Genomic DNA, 13,833 nt, shown 5'->3' on the forward strand with positions numbered 1-13,833 from the left:
GGGTTAGGGTGAGGGGCTTTTGATCTTCACAGGGCCTTGATAACCGCCGGCGGATGCATCTTCGACAAACCAAGATTCTTCAGCGCCAGTTGCAGCGAGCTGTGGATCACTTGCGGGTTATCAATGGTCATCAACTCCGCCAGCAAATCCTTCGCCTTGCTCAAATTCACCTGACGCAACATCCACTTCACCTTCGGCAAGTTGGTGGCGTTCATCGACAAACTGTCAAAACCCATCGCCATCAACAGCACCGCTGCCGCCGGATCACCGGCCATCTCGCCGCAGATACTCACCGGTTTGCCTTCGGCATGGGCATCGCGCACCACGGTTTGCAGGGCTTGCAGCACCGCCGGGTGCAAATAATCGTAAAGATCGGCAACACGCGGGTTGTTACGGTCGACCGCCAGCAAATACTGGGTCAAGTCGTTGGAGCCGACGGAGAGGAAGTCGACCATCCGCGCCAGTTCCTTGGTCTGGTACACCGCCGCCGGAATTTCGATCATCACGCCGATCGGCGGCATCGGCACGTCGGTGCCTTCGTCGCGCACTTCGCCCCAGGCCCGGTGGATCAGGTGCAGGGCTTCTTCGAGTTCGTGAGTGCCGGAGATCATCGGCAGCAGAATCCGCAGGTTGTTCAAGCCTTCGCTGGCCTTGAGCATCGCGCGGGTCTGCACCAGGAAGATTTCCGGGTGGTCGAGGGTGACGCGAATGCCGCGCCAGCCGAGGAACGGGTTGTCTTCCTTGATCGGGAAGTACGACAGCGACTTGTCACCGCCGATGTCGAGGCTGCGCATGGTCACCGGTTGCGGATGGAACGCGGCGAGCTGCTCGCGGTAGATCGCCAGTTGCTCCTTCTCGCTCGGGAAGCGCTGGTTGATCATGAACGGCACTTCGGTGCGGTACAGGCCGACACCTTCGGCGCCACGCTTCTGCGCCCGCGCCACATCGGCGAGCAGGCCGGTGTTGACCCACAGCGGCATGCGGTGGCCATCGAGGGTCACGCACGGCAGGTCGCGCAGGGTGTCGAGGCCCAGCGCCAGTTGTTTCTCTTCTTCGACGACTTCGGCGAACTGCTTGCGCAGCACTTCGCTCGGGTTGGTGTAGACCTCGCCGCGTGTGCCGTCGACGATCATTTCGATGCCGTCGACCTTGGCGTATGGCAGGTCGACCAGACCCATCACCGTCGGAATACCCATCGCTCGGGCAAGGATCGCGACGTGGGAGTTACCCGAACCGAGTACCGAGACCAGACCGACCAGCGTGCCTTCCGGCACCTCGCCGAGCATGGCCGGCGTCAGTTCTTCGCTGACCAGAATGGTTTTTTCCGGGTAGACCAGGTTCTGCTGGCGCTCTTCCTGCAAATAGGCGAGCAGGCGGCGACCGAGGTCTTTGACGTCCGAGGCACGCTCGCGCAGGTAGGCATCGTCCATCAGTTCGAAACGGTTGACGTGCTCAGTGACCACCTGACGCAACGCGCCCTGGGCCCACTGACCGGTCTTGATCACGGTGGTGATTTCGCTGCCCAGCGAGGCATCGTCGAGCATCATCAGGTAGACGTCGAACAGTGCGCGCTCTTCCGGGCGCAACTGCGTCGCGAGTTTGGCGGACAGCGCGCGCATATCGGCGCGCACGCCTTCGATGGCGGTCTTGAACAGCGCCAGCTCAGCGTTGATATCGGTGATGGTCTTGTCCGGCACCACGTCGAGATCGGCCGGCGGCAGCATGACCACTGCAGTACCGACGGCGGCACCCGGCGAACCCGGTACGCCGACGAACTTGGCTTCCTGAATACCTTTACCCTGACGACCCAGACCCCGGATCGAACCGGTGGCCTCGGCGTGGGCGATAACGCCGGCAAGCTGCGCGCTCATGGTCACGAGGAAGGCTTCTTCACCTTCATCAAACTGGCGGCGCTCTTTTTGCTGGATGACCAACACGCCGACGACGCGGCGATGGTGAATGATCGGTGCGCCGAGGAACGAGGCGTAGCGCTCTTCACCGGTTTCGGCGAAGTAACGGTAGCGCGGGTGATCCGCAGCGTTTTCGAGGTTCAGGGGTTCTTCACGCGTGCCGACCAGACCGACCAGACCTTCGTTGGGTGCCATGCTGACCTTGCCGATCGAGCGCTTGTTCAAGCCCTCGGTGGCCATCAGGACGAAGCGGTTGGTCTCGGGATCAAGCAGGTAGACCGAGCAGACCTGGCTGCCCATGGCCTCTTTGACGCGCAACACAATAATCCCCAACGCCGCCTTGAGATCCTTGGCGGAGTTAACTTCCTGGACGATCTTGCGCAGCGTATTGAGCATGGCTCGGGGTCGAACTCCGTCGTCAGTCGCGCGCTAAAAGGCGCGGGGCAAGCTCTTTGAGGGCGCGGCGATACACCTCGCGCTTGAATGTCACCACCTGGCCCAACGGATACCAATAGCTGACCCAGCGCCAGCCATCGAACTCCGGTTTACCGGTCAAATCCATCCGCACCCGCTGCTCGTTGGAGATCAGGCGCAGGAGAAACCATTTCTGTTTCTGGCCGATGCACAGCGGTTGGCTGTGGGTACGCACCAGACGTTGCGGCAAACGATAGCGCAACCAGCCCCGAGTACAGGCCAGTATTTCAACATCTTCACGTTCCAGGCCAACTTCTTCGTTCAGCTCGCGGTACAAGGCGTCTTCCGGCGTCTCTTCAGGGTTGATTCCCCCTTGCGGAAACTGCCAGGCATCTTGATTGATACGGCGAGCCCATAGCACCTGGCCGGCGTCATTCGTCAGAATGATCCCGACATTGGGGCGGAAACCATCGGGGTCGATCACGGCAACAACCTCGCAAACGCATGTCGCCGCATTGTTCCACAAAGGTTGATAAGGCGGCAACGAAGCTTCCTACCTTATGTGCACTCTTGTGAAAAGACCGTATTCTTGTCGCCTTTTTACAGACTTATCAGCGGGTAACTGCAATGCGCCTGGCACTCTTCGATTTGGACAACACCCTTCTGGGCGGCGACAGCGATCACGCCTGGGGCGACTATCTGTGTGAACGCGGCTTCCTCGATCCGATTGCGTACAAAGCACGCAACGACGAGTTCTACCAGGATTACCTGGCCGGCAAACTGGATAACGCCGCGTACCTGAACTTCTGCCTGGAAATCCTCGGCCGCACCGACATGGCCGTGCTCGATCAATGGCACTACGATTACATGCGCGACTGTATCGAACCGATTGTGCTGCCCAAGGCGCTGGAGCTGCTGAAAAAGCACCGCGACGCCGGCGACAAACTGGTGATCATCACCGCGACCAACCGCTTCGTCACCGCGCCGATTGCTGTGCGTCTGGGTGTTGAAACACTGATCGCCACCGAGTGCGAAATGGTTGACGGCCGTTACAGCGGGCGCAGCACGGATATTCCGTGCTTCCGTGAGGGCAAGGTGACGCGCCTGAACCGCTGGCTGGAGGAGACCGGGTATTCGCTGGACGACAGTTATTTCTATAGCGATTCGATGAATGATTTGCCGTTGCTGGAGCAGGTGGCGAATCCGGTGGCGGTCGATCCGGATCCGAATCTACGCGCTGAAGCCGAGAAGCGTGGCTGGCCGGTGATTTCGTTGCGCGGCTGATTACGCCTTCGCGAGTAAGCTCGCTCCCACATTGGATCTGTGTCGTTCACAAATCCCCTGTGGGAGCGAGCCTGCTCGCGAATGGTGTCGACTCGGTCTCAAGCCTTAAACAGGCTTGGCCCCCATCAACCCGGCAATGGCGAGAAACCCAACGCCGCTGACAATCGCCAGCGCCAAGGTGAATTTCCAGTTGCCAACCCCGCTAGTCCACAGCCGATTAAGCCGCACCAACAACCACACTGCACTCAACGTGGCCACGGCATAGATCACGCTGGAACCCAGAATCCAGAACTGCCCCAATGGCCAGCCGATCAGGTGTACCAACCACCAGCCGGTGAAAGGCATGCTGAGCATACCGATCAGCATCAGACACCAGATAAACAGCCAGGGACGTTGCATCGTGCTGGCCGGCCCTTCGCTGCGATTACGCCAGGTCAGAGCGGCAAGCCCCAACCCGCTGACGAGGATCACCACGGTCGCCGCGACGTGAAGGACTTTCAGGGTGGTCAGGGTTTCCATGTATTTCTCTTCCTTGGGCCATGCCCATCAGCGTAGCCGCTCAGCCAAGAAACAGCTGATAGGCCGGGTTCTCGCTTTCGTCCCAGTACGGATAACCGATTTCCTCAAGCGCTGCCGGCACCAGATGACGCTCATCGTGCGGCACCTGCAGGCCCGCGACCACGCGGCCATCGGCTGCACCGTGGTTGCGGTAGTGGAACATCGATATATTCCAGCGCCCGCCCAGCTTATTAAGGAAGTTGAACAGCGCGCCCGGACGCTCCGGGAACTCGAAGCGGAACACCACCTCATCAATCACGTGGGCCGCGTGGCCACCGACCATGTGGCGAATGTGCAGCTTGGCCAGTTCGTTGTCGGTCAGGTCGATCACCGGGAAACCCTGCTCGGTCAGGCTCGCCAGCAGTGCGCTGCGCGGGTCGTTGTCCGGGTGGGTCTGCACGCCGACGAAGATGTGCGCTTCGCTGCCGGTGTTGTAGCGGTAGTTGAATTCGGTGATCTGGCGTTTACCGACAGCCTCGCAGAACGCCTTGAAGCTGCCAGCCTTCTCGGGGATGGTCACGGCGATGATCGCTTCGCGACCTTCGCCCAACTCGGCACGCTCGGCGACGTGGCGCAGGCGATCGAAGTTGACGTTGGCACCGGAGTCGATGGCGACGAAAGTCTGGCCGCTGACGCCGCGTTGCTCGACGTACTTCTTGATCCCGGCCACGCCCAACGCGCCGGCAGGCTCGGTGATCGAGCGGGTATCGTCGTAGATATCTTTAATTGCTGCACAGATCTCGTCAGTGCTGACAGTGATCACTTCATCAACATAGTCTTTGCAGATGTCGAAGGTGTGCTGGCCGATCTGCGCCACCGCTACGCCGTCGGCAAAGATGCCCACGGTCGGCAGCACCACGCGCTCACCGGCAGCCATCGCGGCTTGCAGGCAATTGGAGTCGTCCGGCTCGACGCCGATGACTTTGATGTCCGGACGCAGATACTTCACATAGGCAGCGATACCGGCGATCAGACCACCGCCACCGACCGGTACGAAAATCGCGTCCAGCGGCTGCGGGTGCTGGCGCAGAATTTCCATCGCCACAGTGCCCTGCCCGGCGATGGTGTGCGGATCGTCGTACGGGTGGATGTAGACGTAGCCTTTTTCGTCGACCAGTTTCAGCGAGTAGGCCAGCGCTTCGGGAAAAGAATCACCGTGCAGCACCACTTTGCCGCCGCGCGAACGCACGCCCTCGACTTTGATTTCGGGGGTGGTCTTGGGCATGACGATGGTGGCTTTTACGCCCAGCACTTTCGCCGCCAGGGCCAAGCCCTGCGCATGGTTGCCCGCCGATGCGGTGACTACGCCACGGGCGCGCTCTTCATCGCTCAGTTGCGTCAGCTTGTTGTAGGCGCCGCGAATCTTGAACGAGAACACTGGCTGCAAGTCTTCGCGCTTGAGCCAAATGTCGTTGCCCAGCCGCTCGGAGAGCTGGCGAGCGTTCTGCAGCGGGGTTTCTACGGCAACGTCATAAACGCGCGAGGTGAGGATCTTTTTGACGTACTGTTCGAGCATCGGAAAGCATCACTGAGCGGTTGAGCGGGACCGGGGAGTCTAACCCGGCTTTTGCCCGCACGACCACACGAATCCAGAGGTTTTAGCCACGCTTGCGGCTATAATGCCGGCCTTTCCGTACTCACCTTGCCCGCTTCCGGAGCCCGCATGACCCAGGATCAACTCAAACAGGCAGTGGCTCAGGCCGCCGTCGACTTCATCCTTCCGAAACTCGACGACAAAAGCATCGTCGGGGTCGGCACCGGCTCCACCGCCAATTGCTTCATCGACGCTCTGGCCCAGCACAAGGGCGCGTTCGATGGCGCGGTCGCCAGTTCCGAAGCCACCGCCGCGCGCCTCAAGGGCCACGGAATTCCGGTGTATGAGCTGAATACCGTCAGCGACCTGGAGTTTTACGTCGACGGCGCCGACGAAAGCGACGCGCACCTGAACCTGATCAAGGGCGGCGGCGCAGCCCTGACCCGCGAGAAGATCGTCGCCGCCGTGGCCAAGACCTTCATCTGCATCGCCGACGCCAGCAAACTGGTACCGGTGCTGGGTGAGTTCCCGCTGCCGGTCGAAGTGATCCCGATGGCCCGCAGCCATGTCGCCCGCCAACTGGTGAAACTGGGCGGCGACCCGGTTTATCGCGAAGGCGTGTTGACCGATAACGGCAACATCATTCTGGACGTGTTCAACCTGCAGATCACCAACCCGGTGGAGCTGGAAGCGCAGATCAATGCGATTGTCGGCGTGGTCACCAATGGCTTGTTCGCGGCGCGTCCGGCGGACTTGCTGTTGCTGGGTACTAGCGAAGGCGTGAAAACCCTCAAGGCTGAGTAAGCCAGACTGCCCGAAATTTATGGGCAGACAAATAAACCTGTGGGAGCGAGCTTGCTCGCGAATGCGGTGGATCAGCCAACATCTTCATTGGCTGACCCGACGCCTTCGCGAGCAGGCTCGCTCCCACAGTGTTTTGTGGCGTTGGTTAGTTCGGTGTTGGCTTTTTGAAGACATAAAACAGATTCGGCTCGCTCACCAGATACAACGTCCCGTCATCATCCATGGCAATGCCTTCCGCCTGCGGCACGGTTTTCTTCAGACCCTGCCGCCCGCCACTGATCGACATCGTGCTCAGCGGCCGCCCGCCGACATCGAGTTCAAGAATCAGCCGTGACTCATCCGACAGCGCCAATAAATGGCCGCTGCGCTCGTCGTATTGCAAACTCGACAGATCGCGCACAAACATCCCGGCATCGCGCTTGGGGTCGTTGATCACGTGTACCGCGTAGGACTTTTCCGGGTTGAAGTGCGGGAAACCGTGTACTTCGTAGATCAGCATCGGATTACGCTCTTTCGCGACAAACAGACGCTTGCCCACCGAGTCGTAAGCCAGCCCTTCGAAACCCTTGTTGCCGGCCATATGCACACCGAGGGTCATCTGCTCGGCGTCCGCCGCGTCGAGGAATGTAGTGTCTGCTTCCAGGTGTATCTTGATCAGCCGCTGCTGACGCTCGTCAGTGATCACGTAGGTGTCGGCGCTGATGTACTCGACCGCTTCCGGATCGCCAAAACCAATCAGGGCAATGCGCCGCAGGATCTTGCCTTCCAGCGACAGCTCGACCAGTTCGGAATTCTTGTTGGTCACGGTAAACAGGCTTTTGCGCACCGGATCGAAGGTCAGCGCCGAGACATCGTCTTCCAGCCCGTCAATCACTCGCGCCTCAATCTCCACGCGATACTGGTCCAGGCCAATCGACTCGCTACTCTGCGGTTGCCACAGGGTATGCAGGTTGAACCAGGCGCGCTCGAACAGACGCATGTATTGGCCGATCGCGATCAACGCGATCAGGGCAATTACCGCCAGGATGATAATCAGAGGCTTTGGACGGGCAAGTCGACGCATTCGGGTAGGCTCGGGATCAAGACAGGCGGATGAAATATCACGCCCGTCTGAACTGAAGCTTAATGGCCACTTGCCTGTCAGGACAATCAGACTTGTCTGAAATTGCCGCGAGGACAGTTATTGCTGTTTTTCGAAGCGATAAAACAGGTTCGGCTCGCTGACCATATACAGCGTGCCTGCCTCGTCCATGGTCACGCCTTCGGCGCGGGGGATGGTGTTTTTCAGGCCATTGAAACCGCCGAGCAGGGTCATGAAGCTGACCTGTTCGCCCTTCTCGTCCAGCTCCAGCAGCAGGTGTGAATCGGCGGACAGCACCAGTGTGTGCTGGGTGCGCGGGTCAATCGCCAAGGCTGAGAGGTTGCGAATATCCAGTTCATCACTGGCAAGTTTCTGCTTGTCGCCCTTGAGGGTCTGGCTGCCATCACTTTTCCAGGTAAACAGCGCCGGTGGCCGCTCCTCGCCCAGCAGCAATTGCTGGTTGTGCGCATCCCAGGTAATGGCTTCGAAGGCTTTGTTCTGGTCTTTCGACGGGCCGAGGTCGTATTTCGGGAAGTCGGCGATGTTCAATTCGCGGGTCCCGGCGTCGACCTTGACGATCGACAGCATGTGCTGGCGCTCATCGACGATGGCCATCAGGCCGTTTTCCATCATCGTCAGGCCTTCCGGATTGCTCCAGCCCACCAGCGGCATCTTGCGCAGTACATCACCTTGTAAAGTCAGTTCAGCGAGAAACGGGTTTTTGCCCATCACCGAGAATAGCGTTTTGGTCTGCGGGTTGTACGCCAGATCCGAAGCTTCGTCCTTCTCCATCCCCTTGAGCGGCTTGGCATCTATCACCACTCGATAATCCGGCAGCCAGACGCTTTCTTTCTGCTCAGCCTGGCTCTCAAAGCGCTCCTGCACCCACAGCACACCGCGATCATCCCAATGCATGGCAAAAGCCAAGGCATAAGCGGCGGCAACCACCAGCAAGAGCCAGACATACCAACGCAGGGCGAAACGTGAACGACGAGTGGGTTTGAGCTGAGTTTGAGATGACATCGAGGGACGCGTTCCGAAAAATCAGGCTAAGGGTAATAGCACAAAGAGGCCGGCTCAGACGCCAGAATGAGAGGAATTATCCGTACAGGATGTGAAAAAAACGGCAAATGGCGGGATTGTCGTGTGTTGTCAGCGATCTTCAGGGCACTACAAAACAAAGTGGGAGCGAGCTTGCTCGCGAAGGCGGAGTGTCAGTCGACATTTTCGTTGACTGAAAAAATGCTTTCGCGAGCAAGCTCGCTCCCACAGGGGATTTGCAGTGTTGCGGTTAGCGCACGCTGCTGGTGAAGCTGCTCGCGCCGACCAGTTCGAGGACAATGTCATCGCCCACGTTCAGCGGGCCCACACCCACCGGCGTGCCGGTCAGGATCACGTCACCAGCCTGCAGCGAGAAGCAGCCGGCCATGTGCTGGATCATCGGCACGATCGGGTTGAGCATCGCGCTGCTATTACCGTCCTGACGGACTTCGCCGTTGATGGTCAGGCGAATGCCAATGTCCGTCAGGTCAGCAAAGGTGCTGCCAACCACGAACGGAGCGATCACCGCTGCGCCGTCGAACGACTTGGCGATTTCCCACGGCAGGCCCTTGGCTTTCAGCTCGGCCTGCTTGTCGCGCAGGGTCAGGTCCAGCGCCGGGGCGAAACCGGAGATCGCGTCGAGCACTTCTTCACGGCTCGGTTTGGTCGACAACGGCTTGCCGATCAACACGGCGATTTCCGCTTCGTAGTGCACCGAACCGCGCTCGGTCGGAATGGCGAAACCGCCTTCCAGCTCAACCACGCAACTGCCCGGCTTGATGAACAGCAACGGCTCGGTAGGCACCGGGTTGTCCAGTTCCTTGGCGTGTTCGGCGTAATTACGGCCAATGCACACGACTTTCCCGATCGGGAAGTGGATGCGCGTGCCGTCGACGTATTGGTGCTGATAGCTCATTTACCGACTCCTGCCTTCATTGATTCATCAAAGATTACAGATCAAACCGCGAAGATCTTGCCCGGGTTCATGATGCCGTTCGGGTCGAACACCGCTTTTACCGCTTTCATGTACTCGATCTCAACCGGCGAGCGGCTGTAGGTCAAGTAGTCACGCTTGGTCATGCCCACGCCGTGTTCGGCGGAAATCGAACCGTTGTACTTCTCGACGGTTTCGAACACCCACTTGTTGACGGTCGCGCACTTGGCGAAGAACTCGTCTTTGCTCAGGTTATCCGGCTTGAGAATGTTCAGGTGCAGGTTGCCGTCACCGATGTGGCCGAACCAGACGATTTCGAAGTCCGGGTAGTATTCGCCGACGATCGCGTCGATTTCCTTCAGAAATGCCGGCACTTTCGACACGGTGACCGAGATGTCGTTCTTGTACGGCGTCCAGTGCGAAATGGTCTCGGAGATGTACTCGCGCAGCTTCCACAGGTTCTGCAACTGGGTTTCGCTCTGGCTCATCACACCGTCCAGCACCCAGCCCTGCTCGACGCAATGCTCGAAGGTTTCCAGGGCGCTGTTGGCCACTTCTTCGGTGGTCGCTTCGAATTCCAGCAACGCATAGAACGGGCAATCGGTCTCGAACGGCGCCGGCACGTCGCCACGGCCCATGACTTTGGCCAGGGCCTTGTCGGAGAAGAATTCGAACGCGGTCAGGTCGAGCTTGCCCTGGAAAGCGTGCAGCACCGGCATGATCGAGTCGAAATCGGCGGTACCAAGGACCATGGCGGTGAGGTTTTTCGGCGCACGATCAAGACGCATGGTCGCTTCGACGACGAAGCCGAGGGTGCCTTCAGCGCCAATGAACAGCTGACGCAGGTCGTAACCGGTGGCGTTCTTGATCAGGTCTTTGTTCAGTTCCAGCACATCACCTTTGCCGGTGACGACTTTCATGCCGGCGACCCAGTTGCGGGTCATGCCGTAGCGAATCACCTTGATTCCGCCGGCATTGGTGCCGATATTGCCGCCAATCTGGCTGGAACCTGCAGACGCGAAGTCGACCGGGTAGTACAGGCCTTTTTCTTCGGCAACGTTCTGCAAATGCTCAGTGACCACGCCCGGCTGACAAACGGCGGTGCGGTCGGTGAGGTTCACGTCGAGAATCTGATTCATGTAATCGAACGAGACGACCACTTCGCCATTCGCCGCCACGGCAGCGGCGGAAAGCCCGGTGCGCCCGCCCGATGGCACCAGCGCGACTTTGTGTTGATTGGCCCAACGGACCACCGCCTGCACCTGCTCAATAGTCTTGGGAAACACGATGGCGCTGGGCGCCGGGGCGAAGTGCTTGGTCCAATCCTTGCCGTACGCATTCAGGGAGTCGGCGTCGGTCAGGACCTTGCCAGGCTCGACCAGGGTCTTCAGTTCATCAATCAGGGCAGGATTGGTCATCGACAGAACTCTCGAACAATTCATGGTCATCCTGAGAACGCTTCACGTCGCAGGAATGAGTGTTTAGCGGGGAGGCTATGCTAGCATATCGACCCCGCAGGACAGTGCCCCAGGCCAGATCCGCGGAGACGACTTTCTTGTCGTCCGGGTCAGCGTCTGTTGACCATTTCCTGCCATTTTTCTCCGGGATACAGGTTTACGCAGATGAGCAAGACTTCTCTCGATAAGAGCAAGATCAAGTTCCTTCTTCTCGAAGGCGTCCACCAATCGGCTGTCGACGTCCTCAAGGCGGCGGGCTACACCAGCATCGAATACCTGACAGGTTCCTTGCCGGAAGCCCAGCTCAAGGAAAAGATCGCTGACGCTCACTTCATCGGCATTCGTTCGCGCACCCAACTGACCGAAGAGATCTTCGATCACGCGAAGAAGCTGGTAGCGGTCGGCTGTTTCTGCATCGGCACCAACCAGGTTGACCTGAGTGCTGCCCGCGAGCGCGGTATTGCCGTGTTCAACGCGCCGTACTCCAACACCCGCTCCGTTGCCGAGCTGGTGCTGGCCGAAGCGATCCTGCTGCTGCGCGGCATCCCGGAGAAAAACGCTTCCTGCCACCGTGGCGGCTGGATCAAGTCCGCAGCCAACTCCTTCGAGATCCGCGGTAAGAAACTCGGCATCGTCGGCTACGGCTCGATCGGTACTCAGTTGTCGGTTCTGGCTGAAGGCCTGGGCATGCAGGTGTATTTCTACGACACCGTGACCAAGCTGCCGCTGGGCAACGCGACTCAGATCGGTAGCCTGACCGAACTGCTGGGCATGTCCGACATCGTCACCCTGCACGTTCCGGAAACCGCTGCGACCCAGTGGATGATCGGCGAGAAGGAAATCCGCGCCATCAAGAAGGGCGGCATCCTGATCAACGCGGCGCGCGGCACCGTGGTCGAGCTGGACGCCCTGGCGGACGCGATCAAGGACAAGCACCTGATCGGCGCGGCCATCGACGTATTCCCGGTGGAGCCACGCTCCAACGACGAAGAGTTCGAAAGCCCGCTGCGTGGCCTCGACAACGTGATCCTGACCCCGCACATCGGTGGCTCGACCGCCGAAGCGCAAGCCAACATTGGTCTGGAAGTGGCAGAAAAACTGGTCAAGTACAGCGACAACGGTACCTCCGTTTCGTCGGTGAACTTCCCGGAAGTGGCCCTGCCGGCTCACCCTGGCAAACACCGCCTGCTGCACATCCACGAGAACATCCCGGGTGTGATGAGCGAGATCAACAAGGTCTTCGCCGAAAACGGCATCAACATCTCCGGCCAGTTCCTGCAGACCAACGAGAAGGTTGGCTACGTGGTGATCGACGTCGACGCCGAGTACTCGGATCTGGCGCAAGAGAAGCTGCAGCACATCAACGGCACTATCCGTAGCCGGGTTCTTTTCTAAGAACAGCTACAAGCCGCGAGCGACAAGCGACAAGTGATGTTCGCTTGTGCTTTTGCTTGAAGCTCGAAGCTCGCAACTCGCCGCTGATAAAAAAAGGGAGCCCCGAAAGGGCTCCCTTTTTTTATTCGACGTTGACGGTGATTTTCTTCGAGACGATTGGCGGATCGAATGCCATGTGACCGCTGTCGCCAAGTTCCAGCTGCAAGGTGTGTTTGCCCGGGGCGAGCTTGATGTCAGCCTGGGTCTGCGCCTTGCCGAAGTGCATATGGTTGGCATCGGTAGGGACGACCGAACCGGCAGGAACGATTTCCTTGGCGTCGATCAGCAGGTGATGGTGACCGGTGTTCTTGGTGACGTCACCGGCCGGTGCCAGTGCGACGTCCTTGGTCCCGAACTTGACGGTGAAGGTCTGCGAAACCGTGGCCCCGTCTTCGGGAGAAACGATGAACACTTCGGCGCCTTTGGGGGCCGGCGTCGCCGCACTGGCCAGCACCGAAACGCCCATCAGCACACCTGCGAACGCTGCACGTGACATAAAGCTTTTCATTTTCTTCTCCAGTTTTTCCGTAAAATCCGCACGGTCATGACAACTTCATGACCATTCGTTGTCGAAGGCACTCGACAACCATAGCAAAGCGAGCCTGAATCAGAGCATCGCGATAATGATTTCAAAGGAGTGACCATGCGTTTTCTGCCTGGCCTGATCTGCCTGCTACCCCTTTTGAGCCCTTTGGCTCACGCCGAACTGATTGATGACGTCAACGACCGTGGCGAGCTGCGCATAGCCCTTGAGGCGAATACACCGCCCTTCAATTTCAAGGATGGCGACACACTCACGGGGTTCGAGGTCGAGCTTGGGCAACTGCTGGCCAACGAGCTGGATGTGCGCGCCGACTTCATCGTCACTGACGAGGCCGATCTGCTTCAGGGCGTTGAAAGCGGCAAATACGACGTTGCGCTCAACCACATAGCACTGACACCCGAACTCAAGGATCGTTTCGACTTCAGCGAGCCGTACGGCAAGGTCGATGCGCAGTTGCTGGCGAAGAAGGATGAGCAGCCACGGCCGATGGTGCTGGTGCAGGCATTGACTGAAGAGAAGCCGAAAGCGGCGGAGCCAGTGGATTTGGCGATTCCGTTTCAGAAGGGTAATCCAGCGTTTCAGGCTAGCCTTGCGAGTGCGATGCAGCGGATCAGGGCGGATGGGCGTTTGGCGGCGTTGACCGAGAAGTGGTTGAAACCTTGAAAGCCCCTCACCCTAGCCCTCTCCCAGAGGGAGAGGGGACTGATTGGGGGTTGCTTTAGAGATACGCCGACCTGGGATGGCTATACCGAATCCGAAATCGACTGGTCATGGCTTTGTCGAGTCCATAATCGATCGGTCATGGCTGTGTCGGATCCATAATCGACAAGGTCTTTCA

At 59.1% G+C, this 13,833-nt stretch carries 13 protein-coding genes; 4 read left to right on the forward strand and 9 right to left on the reverse strand.

Translation table 11 applies throughout. The annotated features are described in order from the left end of the window. Window positions 1-26: 26 nt before the first annotated feature. Together ptsP and ACZZ0G_RS10060 are read right to left on the reverse strand one after the other, a co-directional pair. On the reverse strand, window positions 27-2,306 hold the full coding sequence (gene ptsP / locus ACZZ0G_RS10055; protein WP_463556051.1) for a phosphoenolpyruvate--protein phosphotransferase: 2,280 nt from the start codon (window positions 2,304-2,306) through the stop codon (window positions 27-29). 22 nt (window positions 2,307-2,328) lie between these two features. Continuing rightward, window positions 2,329-2,808: an RNA pyrophosphohydrolase gene (locus tag ACZZ0G_RS10060; protein ID WP_003229203.1), complete on the reverse strand. Its 480-nt coding sequence runs from the start codon at window positions 2,806-2,808 to the stop codon at window positions 2,329-2,331. 143 nt (window positions 2,809-2,951) lie between these two features. Between ACZZ0G_RS10060 and ACZZ0G_RS10065 the strand changes: the two genes are divergently transcribed. After that, on the forward strand, window positions 2,952-3,608 hold the full coding sequence (locus ACZZ0G_RS10065; protein WP_463556052.1) for a histidinol-phosphatase: 657 nt from the start codon (window positions 2,952-2,954) through the stop codon (window positions 3,606-3,608). Between the two features lie 105 nt (window positions 3,609-3,713). On the opposite strand, the gene ACZZ0G_RS10070 is transcribed toward ACZZ0G_RS10065, so the two are convergent. Further along, window positions 3,714-4,127 (reverse strand): DUF2269 family protein, encoded by a 414-nt coding sequence (locus ACZZ0G_RS10070; RefSeq protein ID WP_463556053.1) that lies wholly within the window; start codon window positions 4,125-4,127, stop codon window positions 3,714-3,716. Window positions 4,128-4,167: 40 nt separating this feature from the next. Continuing rightward, window positions 4,168-5,682: a threonine ammonia-lyase, biosynthetic gene (gene ilvA / locus ACZZ0G_RS10075; protein WP_038358948.1), complete on the reverse strand. Its 1,515-nt coding sequence runs from the start codon at window positions 5,680-5,682 to the stop codon at window positions 4,168-4,170. Between the two features lie 147 nt (window positions 5,683-5,829). Here ilvA and rpiA point away from each other — a divergent pair, with 147 nt between their 5' ends. Then, on the forward strand, window positions 5,830-6,504 hold the full coding sequence (gene rpiA, locus ACZZ0G_RS10080; RefSeq protein ID WP_007913886.1) for a ribose-5-phosphate isomerase RpiA: 675 nt from the start codon (window positions 5,830-5,832) through the stop codon (window positions 6,502-6,504). 145 nt (window positions 6,505-6,649) lie between these two features. On the opposite strand, the gene ACZZ0G_RS10085 is transcribed toward rpiA, so the two are convergent. The 4 genes from ACZZ0G_RS10085 to ACZZ0G_RS10100 form a co-directional block, all read right to left on the reverse strand. Next, the gene (locus tag ACZZ0G_RS10085) at window positions 6,650-7,567 is read right to left on the reverse strand and encodes an SdiA-regulated domain-containing protein (RefSeq protein WP_463556054.1); all 918 of its coding nucleotides are present in this window, start codon (window positions 7,565-7,567) and stop codon (window positions 6,650-6,652) included. Between the two features lie 117 nt (window positions 7,568-7,684). After that, on the reverse strand, window positions 7,685-8,608 hold the full coding sequence (locus ACZZ0G_RS10090) for an SdiA-regulated domain-containing protein (RefSeq protein WP_463556055.1): 924 nt from the start codon (window positions 8,606-8,608) through the stop codon (window positions 7,685-7,687). A 268-nt stretch (window positions 8,609-8,876) separates the two neighbouring features. After that, the gene (locus tag ACZZ0G_RS10095) at window positions 8,877-9,542 is read right to left on the reverse strand and encodes a fumarylacetoacetate hydrolase family protein (RefSeq protein ID WP_008085293.1); all 666 of its coding nucleotides are present in this window, start codon (window positions 9,540-9,542) and stop codon (window positions 8,877-8,879) included. Window positions 9,543-9,583: 41 nt separating this feature from the next. After that, entirely contained in the window at window positions 9,584-10,978 is a 1,395-nt protein-coding gene (locus ACZZ0G_RS10100; protein ID WP_463556056.1) for an FAD-binding oxidoreductase, read from the reverse strand. 204 nt (window positions 10,979-11,182) lie between these two features. Between ACZZ0G_RS10100 and serA the strand changes: the two genes are divergently transcribed. Continuing rightward, a complete protein-coding gene (gene serA / locus ACZZ0G_RS10105; RefSeq protein WP_008085296.1) occupies window positions 11,183-12,412 on the forward strand; it encodes a phosphoglycerate dehydrogenase in 1,230 nt (409 codons plus the stop codon). A gap of 121 nt (window positions 12,413-12,533) precedes the next feature. Here serA and ACZZ0G_RS10110 read toward each other — a convergent pair whose 3' ends face one another. Then, on the reverse strand, window positions 12,534-12,959 hold the full coding sequence (locus ACZZ0G_RS10110) for a DUF4399 domain-containing protein (protein ID WP_397484414.1): 426 nt from the start codon (window positions 12,957-12,959) through the stop codon (window positions 12,534-12,536). Between the two features lie 135 nt (window positions 12,960-13,094). Here ACZZ0G_RS10110 and ACZZ0G_RS10115 point away from each other — a divergent pair, with 135 nt between their 5' ends. After that, window positions 13,095-13,658: a transporter substrate-binding domain-containing protein gene (locus tag ACZZ0G_RS10115; RefSeq protein WP_463556057.1), complete on the forward strand. Its 564-nt coding sequence runs from the start codon at window positions 13,095-13,097 to the stop codon at window positions 13,656-13,658. Window positions 13,659-13,833: the final 175 nt, after the last annotated feature.

The sequence above is a fragment of the Pseudomonas sp. AC169 genome (assembly GCF_979258515.1).

Coding starts and splice junctions, on each gene's coding strand:
- ACZZ0G_RS10090 (WP_463556055.1), bottom strand. CDS start 8,608: ATGTCATCTCAAACTCAGCTCAAACCCACTCGTCGTTCACGTTTCGCC.
- ACZZ0G_RS10085 (WP_463556054.1), bottom strand. CDS start 7,567: ATGCGTCGACTTGCCCGTCCAAAGCCTCTGATTATCATCCTGGCGGTA.
- rpiA (WP_007913886.1), top strand. CDS start 5,830: ATGACCCAGGATCAACTCAAACAGGCAGTGGCTCAGGCCGCCGTCGAC.
- ACZZ0G_RS10070 (WP_463556053.1), bottom strand. CDS start 4,127: ATGGAAACCCTGACCACCCTGAAAGTCCTTCACGTCGCGGCGACCGTG.
- ACZZ0G_RS10065 (WP_463556052.1), top strand. CDS start 2,952: ATGCGCCTGGCACTCTTCGATTTGGACAACACCCTTCTGGGCGGCGAC.
- ACZZ0G_RS10095 (WP_008085293.1), bottom strand. CDS start 9,542: ATGAGCTATCAGCACCAATACGTCGACGGCACGCGCATCCACTTCCCG.
- ilvA (WP_038358948.1), bottom strand. CDS start 5,682: ATGCTCGAACAGTACGTCAAAAAGATCCTCACCTCGCGCGTTTATGAC.
- ptsP (WP_463556051.1), bottom strand. CDS start 2,306: ATGCTCAATACGCTGCGCAAGATCGTCCAGGAAGTTAACTCCGCCAAG.
- ACZZ0G_RS10110 (WP_397484414.1), bottom strand. CDS start 12,959: ATGAAAAGCTTTATGTCACGTGCAGCGTTCGCAGGTGTGCTGATGGGC.
- ACZZ0G_RS10100 (WP_463556056.1), bottom strand. CDS start 10,978: ATGACCAATCCTGCCCTGATTGATGAACTGAAGACCCTGGTCGAGCCT.
- serA (WP_008085296.1), top strand. CDS start 11,183: ATGAGCAAGACTTCTCTCGATAAGAGCAAGATCAAGTTCCTTCTTCTC.
- ACZZ0G_RS10115 (WP_463556057.1), top strand. CDS start 13,095: ATGCGTTTTCTGCCTGGCCTGATCTGCCTGCTACCCCTTTTGAGCCCT.